We start from the raw sequence: 15,725 nt of genomic DNA, 5'->3' as shown, positions 1-15,725 counted from the left end.
TTTATCACGGTACAATCTCATGTCGGCCCAGAAGAATAGCGCGGTTCGCGCCGTCAACGATGCGGAAGAGGCGGACGTTTCCGCCAAGGCTGAGACCTCTCCGGCAAAGCCGGTGGAGGCCCCGCCGCAACAGCCGCCACAGACAATTGCCGCACGTAAGAAGAAGAAGCGTTCGCCGCTTCTGCCGATCTTTGCGATCGCCCTTCTCGCTGGCGCCGGCTGGTACGGTTATAACTGGTGGATCGACGGTCGCTTCATGGTTTCGACGGATGACGCCTACATTCAGGGTGATATCGCGGTCATCGCGCCCAAGGTTTCGGGTTACATCGCCAAGGTGAACGTTGTCGAAAACCAGGAAGTCAAGGCGGGTGATCCGCTGGTTACTCTGGATGACGGCGACTATCGCATCGCGCTTGAACAGGCCGACGCGCAGATCCGCACTGAGGAACTGTCGCTGAAGCGCATCGACGCGCAGATCATCGGTGGCGAGGCAGCGCAGGAACAGGCCGTTGCCCAGAAGGGCGCTCTGGATGCGGCCCTTCGCGGCGCGGAAATCACCCAGAAGCGCGCCACCGAATTGCAGGCGAAGGATGTCGGCACCGTTGCCGCTTCCGACAGCGCGCAGGTCGCGCTCGATCAGGCCAGGGCGAATGTCGTAGCCGGCGAGGCGGCGATCTCGTCCGCGAAAGCCAATGTCGAGCTTCTTCGCGCCCAGCGCGAGGAAGCCGAAAGCACCATCCGTTCGCTGCAGCTTTCCAAGGACAAGGCGGCCCGCGATCTGGCCTTCACCGTGCTGAAAGCGCCTTATGACGGCGTTATCGGCAATCTGGCGGTGCAGACGGGCGATCTCGTTTCGGTCGGCAAGCGCCTTGCTTCGCTGGTGCCGTTGAACGAGCTTTATATCGACGCCAATTTCAAGGAAACGCAGCTGGCCCGCGTGGTGCCCGGTTCGAAGGTCCGCGTCCATGTGGATGCTTTCGACGACGAGACCATTGAGGGCACGGTCCAGTCGATATCGCCCGGTTCCGGTTCGGTCTTCTCGATGCTGCCGCCGGAAAACGCCACGGGTAACTTCACCAAGGTCATCCAGCGCGTACCGGTGCGTATCGTCTTCTCAAAGGAAGATCTCGCCAAGCACAATCTGCGTGCGGGCCTGAGCGTCGTCGTCGATGTGGATACCCGCACGGCGCCGGAAAACACGAAAACGGCGCACGTTAACCCATAGGCCAACCAGGGCGTCGTTGAGGGCAAGATCATGGCGGCTACGGTTGTCGGCACAGGCGGGGTATCTGTTCCCGTCGATCCACCCATGGACAAGCGCAGGCTCATCGCGTTCTTCGCGATGGTCTTCGGCATGTTCATGTCCATTCTCGATATTCAGATCGTCTCCGCCTCGCTTGCGGAAATCCAGGCAGGTCTCGGGGCGGGCTCCGACGAGATCGCCTGGGTGCAGACATCCTATCTGATCGCAGAAGTCATCATGATCCCTCTGTCGGGCACGCTGGCGCGCATCCTGTCCACGCGCGTATTGTTTGCCACCTGCGCCGCCGGCTTCACCCTGTCGAGCGCGCTCTGCGCCACCGCGACCAATATCGACCAGATGATCGTCTACCGGGCGATCCAGGGCTTTATCGGCGGCGGCATGATCCCGTCGGTCTTTGCGGCCGCCTTCACCATTTTCCCGCCCTCCAAGCGTTCGGTCGTCTCGCCGATCATCGGTCTCGTCGCCACGCTTGCGCCCACCATCGGTCCCACGGTCGGCGGTTATCTTTCCAATGCCTTCTCCTGGCACTGGCTGTTCCTCGTCAACATCATTCCCGGCATCATCGTCACCATCCTGACATGGAGCCTGATCGATTTCGACAAGCCTGAAACCTCGCTCTGGAAGAAGTTCGACTGGTGGGTGGCTGATCTCCATGGCCGTCTTCCTCGGCTCTCTGGAATACGTGCTGGAAGAGGGCAACAACAAGGACTGGTTCAACGACGAGCATATCGTCATCGGTTCGGTGGCCATGGTCATCGGTGCGGTGGTGTTCTTCTGGCGTGCCTTCAAGGTGGACTTCCCCGTTGTGGACATCCGCGCCTTTGCGGACCGAAATTTCTCCATCGGCTCGCTGTTTTCCTTCGTGATGGGCATAGGGCTTTACGGGCTGACCTATCTCTACCCGCTCTATCTCGGTCGCGTGCGCGGTTACGATGCGCTGATGATCGGCGAGACCATGTTCGTTTCCGGTCTTGCCATGTTCTTCACCGCGCCGATTGCCGGCAAGGTGTCCACCAAGCTCGATCCGCGCATCATGATGGCCATCGGCTTCATCAGCTTCGGTTGCGGCACGTGGATCATGACGCATGTGACCACCGACTGGGATTTCTACGAGCTGCTGATTCCGCAGGTCCTGCGCGGTTTCGGACTGATGATGTGCATGGTGCCGATCAACAACATCGCGCTCGGCACGCTTCCGCCCGCGCGCATCCGCAATGCCTCGGGCCTGTTCAACCTCACCCGCAACCTCGGCGGCGCGGTTGGCCTTGCCGTCATCAACACCCTGCTGTCGCAGCGCACCGACGATCATTATGTGCGGCTGGCGGAACATGTCAGCTATTCCAATCCACAAGCGCTGGAGTGGCTGAACAATGTCGGCGCGAACTATGATTCCTACGGGCTGGACGGTGCTTCCGTCGCGATCAAGAAGCTGGTCGGCATGGTCTCGCAGCAGGCGTGGATACTCGCCTTTGCGGATGTGTTCTTCGCGCTGACCCTGCTGTTCGGCAGCCTGATCTTCATGACCGTGCTGATCCAGAAACCCAAGGCAGCGCCGCCACCAGACGCGGCGCACTGAACAAAATCCCCTCCCATCCACCGCAGAGCTGGGGCCGTCGGAAATGACGGCCCCTTTTTTGTGTGCTTCGCGATACTTTTCCGTCATGCCGTCCTTGAGCCGGTATCCAGTAAGCCCAAGTCCTTGGCCCAGGGCTAAAATGACGGAAGTTGTTGGTCAGCCCCGATATTCTGCAGCCTGTTGATTTTATTGACGTGTCTAAATCCTTGGGAAAAGCCGAGGGATGACGCCGGGCAAAGGCGCGCACCCATAGTGCAAAGGTAGAAATAAAGTGAAATCATCGTCTTGCTGAAAATGTGAGGTACGTACATCATTTTTCGGTTTACGACGGCGGCAAAGCTGGATATTCAAATGGCACGGGAGGAAACATGAAGCCGACAGTTCACGATATCGCCGAGCGGGCGGGTGTCAGCCTTGCCACCATCGACCGGGTGCTGAACATGCGCCCCGGCGTTCACGCCGCTACTCGAGCGCGGGTGGAGGCGGCGATTGCCGAGCTTGGTTATGTGCGCGATATCGCTGCCGCCAATTTGGCCAAAGGTCGCAATTATTCACTGGTCTTCATCCTTCCCGGCAACGACAATTCCTTCATGGCGACGCTGCGAGCCGAAGTTCGTGCCGCAGCCGCCCGTGCCCATCTGGAGCGCACGGCGATCCGCGTTATCGAGGTGCCGCCTTTCAATGCCGCGGCACTGACGGAGGCGCTGGAAGTCGCGCGGCGGGAAAAGCCGTCGGGCGTCGCCTTCGTCGCGACCGATTCTGAGGATGTTGCTGAAGCCGCAGACCGGCTGGCCGAAGATGGCATCGCCACCGTCACGCTGGTTTCCGATCTCTCCGGTTCGCGCCGCGACCATTATGCCGGCGTCGACAACGTTGCGGCCGGGCGCACGGCGGCTAGCCTCATGGGGCGCTTCCTGTCCGGGCGCGGCGGCGATATTGCGGTCGTTGCCGGCTCCATGCTGGTGCGCGACCATCGCGAACGCCTAGACGGCTTCCGCTCCGTCATCGAAAGCGAATTTCCGGACCTGCGACTATTGCCGGTCCTCGAAGGCCGGGACGATCCCGTCACCGTCGAGGCGCTGGTCACCAAGGCGCTTGCGAGCGACGCGCTGTCCGGCATCTACAGTCTCGGCGCCGGTAATCGTGGCCTCATCCGGGCGCTCAGAGCGTCATCGGGCGAAAGGTCGCCATCCGTCATCGCCCATGAGCTCACCGAAAACACGGCCAATGCGCTGCGGGAAGGCGTGCTTGATGCCGTGCTCAACCAGGATGCAGGGCATGAGGTGCGCAGCGCCATTCGCGTGTTGAAAGCGCGCGCGGATGGTCTCGCTGTCATCGCCGCGCAGGAGCGTATCCGTATCGACATATTCCTCAGGGACAATCTGCCCTGAGGAGAGCATTTCCAGGAAAAGTGGCCGCCGGTTTTCCGTCCGGAAATGCGGTGACCCTTAAAATCGCTGAAGTGGCGCAAGGAGCGCCGGAATGGAGAATTACATGTATCTCGGTCTCGATCTTGGAACATCCGGTGTCAAAGCCCTGCTGATGGACGGCGATCAGAAGATCGTCGGCTCGGCCAACGGCTCGCTGGAGGTCTCGCGCCCGCATCACGGCTGGTCGGAACAGGACCCGGCGGACTGGATCGCTGCCACGAAAACCGCAGTCGAAGGTCTGAAGCAGAAGTTTGCGAAGGAACTCGCTGCCGTGAAAGGTATCGGCCTTTCCGGCCAGATGCATGGCGCGACGCTGATAGACGCGAGCGGCAATGTGCTGCGGCCGTGCATTCTGTGGAACGACACGCGCTCCTATGCGGAGGCTGCCGAACTCGATGCCGATCCGCGCTTCCGCAAGATCACCGGCAACATCGTATTCCCAGGCTTTACCGCACCGAAACTGGCCTGGGTCGCGAAGAACGAACCTGAAATCTTCGCGAAGGTGGCCAAGGTACTGCTGCCGAAGGATTACCTGCGACTGTGGCTGACGGGTGAATATATCTCGGAAATGTCGGATTCCGCCGGCACATCGTGGCTGGATACCGGTGCACGCAAATGGTCTGCCGATCTTCTGGCGGCGACCGGACTTGAAGAAAAACACATGCCGTCGCTGGTCGAAGGCACCGAGGAGGCAGGTGTGCTGCGTGCCGAGCTCGCCTCGCAATGGGGCATTGCGGGCAAGGCCGTGGTGGCCGGCGGTGCGGGTGACAATGCCGCTTCCGCCTGCGGCATGGGCACGGTGAAAGCGGGCCACGCGTTCGTTTCGCTCGGCACTTCCGGCGTGTTGTTTGCCGCCAACGCCTCCTATCTGCCGAAGCCGGAAAGCGCCGTACACGCGTTCTGCCACGCGCTTCCCAACACATGGCACCAGATGGGCGTCATCCTGTCCGCTACCGATGCACTCAACTGGTATTCGCGCCTCACCGGCAAGTCCGCAGCCGAACTGACGGGTGAACTGGGCGACGAGCTTCTGGCGCCGAGCGGCGTCACTTTCGCACCCTATCTTTCCGGCGAGCGCACGCCGCATAACGATGCCGCCATTCGCGGCTCTTTCATTGGCCTTTCGCATGAAAGTGACCGCAGGGCGCTGACGCAGGCTGTGCTGGAAGGCGTGACTTTCGCCATCCGTGACAATCTCGAAGCGCTGAAGTCGGCCGGCACCTCCATTTCCCGCGTCACCGCCATCGGCGGCGGTTCGCGCTCGGCCTATTGGCTGGCCTCGATCGCGACTTCGCTCGGTGTGCCCGTGGATATTCCGGCCGAGGGCGATTTCGGCGCCGCTTTCGGCGCCGCCCGACTCGGTCTCATCGCTGCAACAGGTGCAGATCCGGTTGCAGTCTGCACGCAGCCGGAAACGGCGCGGACGATCGAGCCGGTGGTGGCGCTTGGCGATGCTTATGAGGAGGCTTACCAGCGGTATCACGCGCTTTATCCCGCCATTCGGTCGCTTTCGCATTGAGGTTTTGCGTGCGCCGTTCACCCCTCTCTGCCCTGCCGTGCATCTCCCCCACAATGGGGGAGATCGACAAGCGGCTAGGTCACGTCCTCCTGTGAGGTCGCGATCGAAGCGGTTGAGCGCAACTTGCTGATCTCCCTCCTTGTGGGGGAGATGTCCGACACGACAGAGGGGGTAAGCGGCCCGCGCAGACCTCGAATTTTTGAACACCACCTAAACCCACCCCAGAGGAGGAACCATCCAATGAGCACAGGCTTCTTCGGCGATATCGCCAAGATCAAATATGAAGGCCCCGACAGCACCAACCCGCTCGCCTTCCGCCATTACAACCCCGACGAGATCGTTGCCGGAAAGCGTATGGAAGATCACCTGCGCTTTGCCGTGGCTTACTGGCACACCTTCACCTGGCCGGGCGGCGACCCATTCGGTGGGCAGACGTTCCAGCGTCCGTGGTTTGAAGACACCATGCAGGCCGCCAAGCTGAAGGCCGATGTCGCCTTTGAATTCTTCTCGCTGCTCGGTTCGCCGTTCTATTGCTTCCACGACGCCGATGTGCGCCCGGAAGGCAGGAACTTTGCCGAAAACACCAGGAACCTCAACGAGATCGTCGACTACTTCGCGCAGAAGCAGGCTGATACCGGCGTAAAGCTTCTGTGGGGCACGGCGAACCTGTTCTCCAACCGCCGCTTCATGTCGGGTGCCGCGACCAATCCGGACCCGGATGTCTTCGCATTCTCGGCTGCGACGGTGAAGACCTGCATGGATGCCACCAAAAAGCTCGGCGGCGCCAATTACGTGCTATGGGGCGGTCGTGAAGGTTACGAAACGCTGCTCAACACCGATCTTTCGCGCGAGCTGGACCAGCTCGGCCGCTTCCTCAATCTGGTTGTGGAATACAAATACAAGATCGGTTTCGAAGGCACGATCCTGATCGAGCCAAAGCCGCAGGAGCCGACCAAGCACCAGTACGACTACGACGTCGCAACCGTTTATGCGTTCCTGCAGAAGAACGGTCTCGAAAAGGAAGTGAAGGTCAATATCGAGCAGGGTCACGCCATCCTCGCCGGCCATTCCTTCGAACACGAACTGGCCATGGCCAATGCCTTCGGCATTTTCGGCTCCATCGACATGAACCGCAACGATTACCAGTCTGGCTGGGATACCGACCAGTTCCCCAACAACGTACCTGAAATGGCGCTGGCCTATTACCACGTACTGGCCGGCGGCGGCTTCACCAATGGCGGCACCAACTTCGATTCCAAGCTGCGTCGCCAGTCGCTTGATCCGCAGGACCTGCTGATCGGCCATATCGGCGGCATGGATTGCTGCGCCCGCGGTCTGAAGGCGGCGGCGAAGATGATCGAGGACGGCGCGCTGTCGAAGCCGCTGTCGGAGCGTTACGCGAAGTGGGACGCACCTGAAGCCCAGAAGATGTTGCGCGGCGAGCTGAAGCTCGAAGAAATCGCAGCGCTGGTCGAGCGCCAGGATATCAACCCCGAGCCGAAGTCCGGCCGTCAGGAATATCTGGAGAACGTCGTCAATCGTTACGTTTGACGGGCTGGTACGTTCATAAACAAAGGACGGGGGAGCATCCCCCGTCTAGAGGCTGGTTAAAGCCGCAAAACCTCTCCTCCGTCATCCTCGCGACACGCCCGAGGATGACGTCGTATCTGCGGTGTACGGCACCGTTCGGTCTCCGGGCCCGATGGTGCAGATAACATTCCATAAAATGAGACTAAGAAGGTTGCGATAGCTGGATTAAGGGGGCATGCTTGCCGTCTGCTGCCAAAGGCGAGAACATTTCCGCGCCACCCCTCCTTTCTTTCCAGTCACTTACCGCAAAACCTTTCCCCGCATGTCCCCACCCGTCCGTTTTGCAGCATCATTCCCCTGCAACCGGAACGGAAGGGCGATACGCGCGGCGCCTTTCGCGGACCGGCTGCCGGCATCGACAAGCGTGGTTCTGGCAAACCGCGTTCCGGAAAGGCGTCCCGCAATTGCCAGCAGCGGGAAGGGCCGATCCGGTAGGTGTCGTGAAAAGTCTGTCAGCGATCGACCGGCATTCCGGTCAAACAAGGCGCGGCCCGGCAGATGCAAGACTTTCCACCACACTCAACTCCCATCCGCATTTGCCGGGCTGTCGTTTCTCCCGCCGCCGGGAAACCGTTGCGGCGACTTTCGTGTGCCTAAAGCGCTTTGGATATCTTAACCGCGCTGCTGAAACGTTGCAGATTTTGCGTGCCTGCGGCTGTACCTCATTGCTGACTTGGTCTAAACCGCTCTCCATCTTTTGACGCTCGATGGATGACGAAAGGGCCTATCCGATGACCGATCACAAAGCGCTTGCAGCCCGTTTCCCCGGCGATTTCCTGTTCGGCGTGGCGACCGCCTCGTTCCAGATCGAGGGTGCCACCAAGGTTGACGGTCGCAAGCCATCCATCTGGGATGCCTTCTGCAACATGCCGGGCCATGTCTTCGGGCGCCACAATGGCGACGTTGCCTGCGATCACTATAATCGCTGGGAGGATGATCTCGATCTCATCAAGGAAATGGGTGTCGAGGCCTATCGTTTCTCCATTGCCTGGCCGCGCATCATTCCCGATGGATTCGGTCCGATCAACGAGAAGGGGCTGGATTTCTACGACCGCCTCGTCGATGGCTGCAAGGCGCGCGGCATCAAGACCTATGCGACGCTTTACCATTGGGACCTGCCGCTGACACTGATGGGCGACGGCGGCTGGGCCTCGCGTTCCACCGCCCATGCCTTCCAGCGTTACGCCAAGACCGTCATGGCACGGCTGGGCGACCGGCTGGATGCGGTGGCGACCTTCAATGAACCCTGGTGTGCGGTTTGGCTCAGCCATCTCTATGGCATTCATGCGCCGGGCGAGCGCAACATGGAAGCAGCCCTTGCGGCCATGCACCACATCAACCTTGCCCATGGTTTCGGCGTCGAGGCGTCCCGCCATGTTGCGCCCAAGGTGCCGGTCGGACTGGTGCTGAACGCCCATTCCGTCATCCCGGCCTCCAATAGCGACGCCGACATGAAGGCAGCTGAACGGGCATTCCAGTTCCACAACGGCGCGTTTTTCGATCCGGTCTTCAAGGGCGAATATCCGGCCGAAATGATGGAGGCCCTGGGCAGCCGCATGCCGGTGGTGGAGGCGGAAGACCTGTCCATCATCAGCCAGAAGCTCGACTGGTGGGGCCTGAATTATTATACACCGATGCGCGTTGCCGACGACGCCACCGAAGGTGCGGAATTCCCTGCCACCAAACCAGCCCCGGCCGTCAGCGATGTCAAGACCGATATCGGCTGGGAAGTCTATGCGCCGGCGCTGCACTCGCTGGTGGAGACGCTTTACGAGCGCTACGAGCTGCCCGATTGCTACATCACCGAAAATGGCGCCTGCTACAATATGGGCGTCGAAAACGGCGAGGTGGATGATCAACCCCGTCTTGACTATTACGCCGAACATCTTGGTATCGTTGCTGATCTGGTGAAGGACGGTTACCCCATGCGGGGTTACTTCGCCTGGAGCCTGATGGACAATTTCGAATGGGCGGAAGGGTACCGCATGCGCTTTGGCCTCGTTCACGTGGATTACGAAACGCAGGTTCGTACGTTGAAGAACAGCGGCAAATGGTACAGCGCGCTGGCATCGGGTTTTCCGAAGGGGAACCACGGTGTGATGAAGGGATGAGGGTGGAAAGGCTGGCTCGTGTGTGAACTTTACCTGCCGTGTTCCTCACCAGGAAAGCACACGATCGCTCTCCCCAATAAAGTTCTTCCACCTTACTATCAGTTTTCCAAACTTTTTTGCCAGTTACCCGGCGGTGCCTGCTTGCGCCTGCCATCCTGTCTCCTATGTCAGGCAGGCTACGCAGACGTAGCGCCTGCTGCTGCCTCATCCGGAGCGGTGCGGGCTGGTCCTCCCAGGGAAAACGAACATGCTTATCGAAAAACTCAACTGGCGTTATGCCACCAAGAAAATGGATCCTTCCAAGACTGTTGCGGAAGACAAGGTCGAGCGCATCGTCGAAGCCGCCCGGCTGGCCCCGACTTCCAGCGGGTTGCAGCCGTTCGAAGTCATCGTCGTTACCGATCCGGAAGTGCGCGCAAAGATCCGCGAGATCGCCTGGAACCAGGCGCAGGTGACTGAAGGCTCGCATCTTCTGGTGTTTGCTGCGTGGGATAACTACACGCAAGAGCGGATCAACCATATGTTCGATCTGGTCAACGAAGAGCGTGGCGTCAAGAACGAGGGCTGGGAAGCGTATCGTCAGAAGCTTCTGTCCTCCTATCCGCAGCGTGATGAGCAGGTGAATTTCGAACACGCAGCCCGTCAGGCCTATATTGGTTTCGGCATGGCGGTGGCGCAGGCTGCTTTCGAGGGTGTGGATTCCACACCGATGGAAGGTTTCGATCCGGCCAAGCTGGATGAAATCCTCGGCCTGCGTGAAAAGGGCCTGCGCTCTGTCACCATCCTGCCGCTCGGATTCCGCGAGCCGGAAGGCGACTGGCTGGTGAACCTGAAGAAGGTCCGCCGCCCGCTTGAGGAATTCGTCAGCCGCGTCTGATTTTCACGCACTCGCGAAGTCTTGACTGCCGCAGGGCCGCACAGACGGCTTTGCGGTAGATTTTTTCTCTGATTTCAGATAATTGAAAAATCATCCCTGTTAAAAGATGGCGCCTGCGGGCAAGTATGCGCCATCGAATTGCCGATCCCCGGCATTTCTGAGTGAAAGCCTGACGAAATGACCCGGAAAATCAGCTGTCATCGAATGTGCCGGAAGGCTGCATGAAGAGAGCGGTTCAGCACCGCAACAGGATTTTTTGAGACCCGATCCGTCAAGAGTTTTCGCAGAGTTCCCAATGAGTTTTTCATCCAACGCGACATCGCTCGCGCGCGCACCGCAGACTGCCAAGGACGCGATGGTCACGTTTGAAGGCGTGACCAAGACCTTTGGCGGCAGCGATGGCAAGCCGGGCTTCGCAGCCCTCGCCGGCATTGATTATGTCGTGCCGAAGGGTTCCATCACCGGCATCATCGGCCGCTCTGGTGCCGGCAAATCCACCCTCATCCGCCTCGCCAACGGCCTTGAAAAACCGTCGTCCGGCCGGGTGGTCGTCGACGGCGTCGATGTTGCCGCCCTTGATGAGAAGAGTCTGAGGACCCTTCGCCGTTCCGTCGGCATGATCTTCCAGCACTTCAATCTTCTGTCGTCGCGCACCGCTTTCGACAATGTGGCGCTGCCGCTAGAAATTGCCGGTCTCGGTAAAAAAGAGATCGAAACGCGGGTAACGCCGCTGCTCGAACTCGTCGGCCTTTCCGACAAGGCGAAGCGTTATCCGGCGGAACTGTCGGGTGGGCAGAAGCAGCGTGTCGGCATCGCCCGCGCGCTTGCGACTCAACCCAAGCTGCTGTTGTCGGACGAGGCGACGTCCGCGCTCGATCCGGAGACGACCCAGTCCATCCTTGAACTCCTGAAGCGGATCAATGCCGAACTTGGGTTGACAGTGCTGCTCATCACCCACGAGATGGAGGTGGTGAAGACCATCGCCTCGCAGGTCGCCGTCATCGACAGGGGCCTGATCGTGGAGGAGGGGCGCACCTTCGATATTTTCACCGCGCCGAAACACGAGACGACCCGCAGCCTGCTGTCGTCCTCGGTCGGGGTTAAGCTGCCGCACTGGGTTACATCAGGGTTGAAGCCGGAAGCCGCGGAGGGTGACCGCGTTCTCGTGCGGCTGGTGTTCTTCGGCGAAACGGCATTCCAGCCGCTGACCGCGCGTCTTGTTGCGGAAATCGGTCCTGACGTGAACATCCTTGCCGGCACCATCGAGGAAATTTCCGGCGAACCATTCGGCTCGCTGGTTGTGTCCTATCCGGCCACGGCGGAAACCACCGCCCGCGCCGGCCGCTTTTATACTGAGACCGGTCTTCACACGGAGGTGCTGGGTTATGTCGCCTGATATGCTTTTCAACCTTCTGTCGAAGGGTCTTCTGCAGACGCTGCACATGGTCGCGGTCGCTGGCATCGTCGGCTCCATCATCGGCGTGCCGATGGGCGTTTTCCTTGCCACCAGCGGCAAAGGCGAACTCTTCCCCGCGCCGATGACGAACCGCATCCTCGGCCTTGTCGTCAATGCGGCGCGCTCCACGCCCTTCATCATTCTGGTGGTGGCGATCATTCCCTTCACGCGGCTGGTCGCCGGCACTTCCATCGGCACCAGTGCGGCCATCGTGCCGCTGACAGTTGCCACCGTGCCTTTCATCGCGCGGCTGGTGGAAGCGGCGATCCGCGAGGTCGACAAGGGCCTGATCGAAGCGGCCCGCGCCATGGGCGCAACACCGTTGCAGATCGTCACCAAGGTCCTGCTTGCGGAAGCAAAGCCGGGCATCACACTGGCGCTTACCCTCACGCTCGTCAGCCTCATCGGTTATTCGGCCATGGTCGGTGCTGTCGGCGGCGGCGGGCTGGGTGATCTCGGCATTCGCTACGGCTACCAGCGCTTCATGCCTGACGTGATGCTGGTCGTGGTGCTGGTGCTGATCGTGCTCGTCCAGCTCGTGCAGAGCGCCGGCGACCGGCTTGCCCGCAGCTTCGACAAGCGCACCCGCAAGAACTGATAAAACCGTTCACGAACAACAAACCCAAGAACAACAAACCCAAGGAGACATCCATGAAGAAAATCATCCTCGCGGCTTCGCTCGCCGCTCTCTTTACCGCCGGTCAGGCGCTGGCCGAAACCATCAAGATTGGTGTTACACCTGCCGAGCACGCGCAGATCATGGAACAGGTCAAGAAGATCGCCGCCGCCAAGGGACTGGACATCGATATCGTCGAGTTCTCGGACTACGTCGTGCCGAACCAGGCACTGGCAGACGGTGAGCTTCAGGCCAACTCCTTCCAGCACCAGCCTTACCTCGACAACCAGATCGCTGACCGCAAGTTCGATCTCGTCAGCGTCGGCACCACCATCACCACGCCGATGGGCGTTTATTCGAAGAAGGTGAAGAGCCTTGACGAGCTGAAGGACGGCGCGACGGTCGGTATTCCGAACGACCCGACCAATGGCGGCCGTGCGCTTCTCGTTCTCGCTTCCAAGGGTGTGCTCAAGGTCAAGGAAGAAGCCGGTCTGAAGGTAACGCCTGCCGACATCACCGAAAACCCGAAGAACATCCAGATCGTCGAACTTGACGCTGCGCAGTTGCCGCGCTCGCTGGATGACACCGATGCGTCGGTGATCAACACCAACTATGCCACGGCAGCAGGCCTGAACCCCAAGAAGGACGCCATCGCCATCGAAAGCGAAAAGTCCCCTTACGCAAACGTCATCGCCGTTCGTGCGCAGGACAAGGACAAGCCGTGGGTGAAGACGCTGGTGGAATCCTACCACAGCCCGGAAGTGAAGGCCTTTATTCTCGAGAAGTTCAACGGCACGGTCATTCCGTCCTGGTAATCAGGCCTGACACGATTGAAGTTGCAGCCTCTCCCGTTCGCGGGGGAGGTTTTTTGTTTGCGGGGCGAACGCATCCGCGGTTTTTATGAAAATCCCCCACCATTGTGGGGAGAATTTTTCTCTATTTCACCCGTACTGTCGTTTTATACCCGTTGTTTTTTGTGGCGTCGCCACAATCCAACTTAACGGCTTTTGAATGTTTCCTTCGCAAGATGATGCTTTCGAAGGGGATTTTATGCGGATTGCGCCGCGAAACATTGGGGAATATTTGCCGGTCGGGCGTAGAACCGCCGTCGGCGTCGTATTGTCCACATTTGCGCTGGTGCTTCTCATTGTCACCGCGCTGGTCTTGTCTGCTCTGAGCCAGGTCAGGGAAAGGGCGAACTCGCTCGACAATGCCCGCTCGCGCGAGACAACGGCGGGCGCCCTTGTCACCTTCCGCGACCAGCTTGGCGCGACGCTGAACGACTACGCCGCCTGGGACGATGCTGCCGACTATGTCTACGCCCCCGACAGGTTCGACTGGGTGGCGAGCAATTATGGCGAGATGACGGTCAACAGCGATCTTTTCGATACCGCCGTCGTCCTCGACGAAGACGGCAAGGTCCGCATGGCCTACCAGAACGGCAAGCCGGTTGCCTGGAAGCCCCATGACTACTTTGCAGAAGGCCTCAAGGAGATGATCGAACGGGTGCGCTCCATGCGTCCCGGCATCGCGTCGCAGGTCACCGGTTTCGTGAAAACCCGCGACGGCGTCGCGGCTACGGGTGTCGCGCTGGTGCGGCTCAAATCCGGGGTCTTGCCTCCGGTTGGCTCCGAGCGGCGATATCTGATTTTCGCCCGTCATCTCAAACAGGCGACGGTGGACAAGCTGGCCCGCAACTACGTCATCGATGGTCTGCAACTGCAATATGGCGACGGACCGGCGACCAACCATGTGGATGTCGTCAATCCGCTTGGCGATGTGCTGGCGCGGCTCGTCTGGCGCTCGCAGCTGCCGGGGGACGTGAGCTTCCATGAGGCCCGACCGGTCGTCTTCACGGCACTCGGCATTGCCGGAACGTTCTTTCTCGTACTTCTCATCATCGGTTCGGCGACGCTCGACCGGCTGAAGGCTGACGAAGCGGCGGCGAGGGAAGAGGCGCTGCGCGATCGTCTGAGCGGGCTCAGCAACCGCGCCGGGCTGTTTTCCAAGCTCAACCGCATGGTGGGCAAGGCCCGCCACGACAAGACCGATATCAAGCTGCTTTACCTCGATCTTGATGGTTTCAAGGAGATCAACGATTCCTACGGTCACGCTGCCGGCGATCGGCTGATCAAGGGCGTTGCGGCGGCGCTCAGGGTGCTTGTGCCGGAAGATGCCGTGCTCGCGCGGCTCGGCGGCGATGAATTCGCCATCGCCATTCAGGGCAACGACGTGTGGTCGGAAGGCCGCAAGCTCTGCCAGGCGCTGCTCGAACTGTTCACCGAGCCGTTCAGCATCGGCGAGCGGGTGGCGAGCATCGGTTGCAGCATCGGCACTTCCGTCTCCAGAGCCGGTGATATCAACGGTGAGGAACTGCTGCGCCGCGCCGACATGGCCATGTATCAGGCGAAGGAAAACGGGCGTGGGCGTTACGTCGCCTACGAGCTGAAAATGGATGCGCTGCGGGAGGAAAAGCTGCAGCTTGAAGCCGATCTGCGTTATGCCATCCTGAATGACGAGATATCGGTTGTCTACCAGCCGGTCGTCAACGCCGCCACGCGCAGCATAACCGGGGTGGAGGCGCTTGCCCGCTGGCAAAGGCCGGGATACGGCTTCGTGCCGCCGGATATCTTCATCGCCGCTGCCGAAACCAGTGGCCTTATCGAGCGGCTCGGCCTGCTGGTGCTGCGCAAGGCCTGCGAGACGGCGGGTCAATGGCCCTCCATCAAGCTCTCGGTGAATATTTCACCCGTTCAGTTCCGCAATCCGGCCTTTTCCGGCAACGTGGCGGATATTCTCGCCGCCACGCAGACGCCAACCGCAAGGCTGCGGCTGGAAATGACCGAGGGCTATTTCATCCAGAATCCGGAGCGGGCAAGTGCGGCGATCGACAAGCTGAAACAGCTTGGCCTGCATATAGCGCTCGACGATTTCGGAGCCGGTTTCGCCAGCGTCGGATATCTGCGCCGCTTCGGTTTCGACCGCATGAAGATCGACCGGTCGCTGGTCATGGCGCTGGAGCAGGGTGGGCGGTCGCTGGAAATGTTGCAGGCAACCGTGGCGCTTGCGAAATCTCTCGATATTCCGGTCACGGCGGAGGGCGTCGAGACAGAAGAACAGGCGGCTATCCTGCATCTGTGTGGCTGTGACGAATTGCAGGGCTACCTGTTCTCAAAACCCGTCGCCGCTGAAGAGATTACCGCCATGCTGGAGGAGCAGACGGCGCCGCTGTTTGCGCTTCGGGCAGGGGGAAAAGGGTGATCCGCACTCCGTCACTCATCCGGGG

The 15,725-nt window shown here is 60.2% G+C and carries 10 protein-coding genes and 1 pseudogene; all 11 read left to right on the top strand.

Features of this window, described 5'->3' with window-relative positions; all coding sequences use genetic code 11:
* The first annotated feature begins 19 nt into the window (after positions 1-19).
* Positions 20-1,225 carry an HlyD family secretion protein gene (locus QE432_RS01800; protein WP_112497599.1) on the top strand — a complete coding sequence of 402 codons (1,206 nt, stop codon included), beginning with the start codon at positions 20-22 and terminating at the stop codon, positions 1,223-1,225.
* A gap of 30 nt (positions 1,226-1,255) precedes the next feature.
* Positions 1,256-2,840 (top strand): annotated as a pseudogene (locus QE432_RS01795) (DHA2 family efflux MFS transporter permease subunit).
* A 368-nt stretch (positions 2,841-3,208) separates the two neighbouring features.
* Positions 3,209-4,231, top strand: a complete 1,023-nt coding sequence (locus QE432_RS01790) for a LacI family DNA-binding transcriptional regulator (RefSeq protein ID WP_013762325.1) — start codon at positions 3,209-3,211, stop codon at positions 4,229-4,231.
* 103 nt (positions 4,232-4,334) lie between these two features.
* Positions 4,335-5,789, top strand: a complete 1,455-nt coding sequence (gene xylB / locus QE432_RS01785) for a xylulokinase (RefSeq protein ID WP_174012458.1) — start codon at positions 4,335-4,337, stop codon at positions 5,787-5,789.
* 240 nt (positions 5,790-6,029) lie between these two features.
* Complete coding sequence (xylA, locus tag QE432_RS01780; protein WP_003516221.1) at positions 6,030-7,340, top strand: xylose isomerase; 1,311 nt, start codon at positions 6,030-6,032, stop codon at positions 7,338-7,340.
* 770 nt (positions 7,341-8,110) lie between these two features.
* Complete coding sequence (locus QE432_RS01775; protein ID WP_035200651.1) at positions 8,111-9,490, top strand: GH1 family beta-glucosidase; 1,380 nt, start codon at positions 8,111-8,113, stop codon at positions 9,488-9,490.
* A 247-nt stretch (positions 9,491-9,737) separates the two neighbouring features.
* Positions 9,738-10,367 carry an NAD(P)H-dependent oxidoreductase gene (locus QE432_RS01770; RefSeq protein ID WP_306623249.1) on the top strand — a complete coding sequence of 210 codons (630 nt, stop codon included), beginning with the start codon at positions 9,738-9,740 and terminating at the stop codon, positions 10,365-10,367.
* 295 nt (positions 10,368-10,662) lie between these two features.
* The gene (locus QE432_RS01765; RefSeq protein WP_003516228.1) at positions 10,663-11,763 is read left to right on the top strand and encodes a methionine ABC transporter ATP-binding protein; all 1,101 of its coding nucleotides are present in this window, start codon (positions 10,663-10,665) and stop codon (positions 11,761-11,763) included.
* On the top strand, positions 11,753-12,421 hold the full coding sequence (locus QE432_RS01760; protein ID WP_003516230.1) for a methionine ABC transporter permease: 669 nt from the start codon (positions 11,753-11,755) through the stop codon (positions 12,419-12,421). The genes QE432_RS01765 and QE432_RS01760 overlap by 11 nt, the downstream gene beginning before the upstream one ends.
* Positions 12,422-12,474: 53 nt before the next feature.
* Entirely contained in the window at positions 12,475-13,254 is a 780-nt protein-coding gene (locus tag QE432_RS01755) for a MetQ/NlpA family ABC transporter substrate-binding protein (RefSeq protein ID WP_003516232.1), read from the top strand.
* Between the two features lie 196 nt (positions 13,255-13,450).
* A complete protein-coding gene (locus QE432_RS01750) occupies positions 13,451-15,700 on the top strand; it encodes a bifunctional diguanylate cyclase/phosphodiesterase (protein WP_174061644.1) in 2,250 nt (749 codons plus the stop codon).
* Positions 15,701-15,725 lie beyond the last annotated feature (25 nt).

Origin of the sequence: Agrobacterium sp. SORGH_AS_0745 (genome assembly GCF_030818995.1) — a bacterium.
In the GTDB taxonomy this organism is placed as follows: Bacteria; Pseudomonadota; Alphaproteobacteria; order Rhizobiales; family Rhizobiaceae; genus Agrobacterium; species Agrobacterium tumefaciens.
The sequence above is the reverse complement of the archived record's forward strand: the minus strand, read 5'-3'. Positions and strand labels throughout refer to the sequence as shown.

What these genes read in the sequence shown, in the direction of transcription:
- QE432_RS01750 (WP_174061644.1), top strand. Translation starts at nt 13,451, where the DNA reads ATGTTTCCTTCGCAAGATGATGCTTTCGAAGGGGATTTTATGCGGATT.
- QE432_RS01800 (WP_112497599.1), top strand. Translation starts at nt 20, where the DNA reads ATGTCGGCCCAGAAGAATAGCGCGGTTCGCGCCGTCAACGATGCGGAA.
- QE432_RS01770 (WP_306623249.1), top strand. Translation starts at nt 9,738, where the DNA reads ATGCTTATCGAAAAACTCAACTGGCGTTATGCCACCAAGAAAATGGAT.
- xylA (WP_003516221.1), top strand. Translation starts at nt 6,030, where the DNA reads ATGAGCACAGGCTTCTTCGGCGATATCGCCAAGATCAAATATGAAGGC.
- QE432_RS01760 (WP_003516230.1), top strand. Translation starts at nt 11,753, where the DNA reads ATGTCGCCTGATATGCTTTTCAACCTTCTGTCGAAGGGTCTTCTGCAG.
- QE432_RS01775 (WP_035200651.1), top strand. Translation starts at nt 8,111, where the DNA reads ATGACCGATCACAAAGCGCTTGCAGCCCGTTTCCCCGGCGATTTCCTG.
- QE432_RS01790 (WP_013762325.1), top strand. Translation starts at nt 3,209, where the DNA reads ATGAAGCCGACAGTTCACGATATCGCCGAGCGGGCGGGTGTCAGCCTT.
- xylB (WP_174012458.1), top strand. Translation starts at nt 4,335, where the DNA reads ATGTATCTCGGTCTCGATCTTGGAACATCCGGTGTCAAAGCCCTGCTG.
- QE432_RS01765 (WP_003516228.1), top strand. Translation starts at nt 10,663, where the DNA reads ATGAGTTTTTCATCCAACGCGACATCGCTCGCGCGCGCACCGCAGACT.
- QE432_RS01755 (WP_003516232.1), top strand. Translation starts at nt 12,475, where the DNA reads ATGAAGAAAATCATCCTCGCGGCTTCGCTCGCCGCTCTCTTTACCGCC.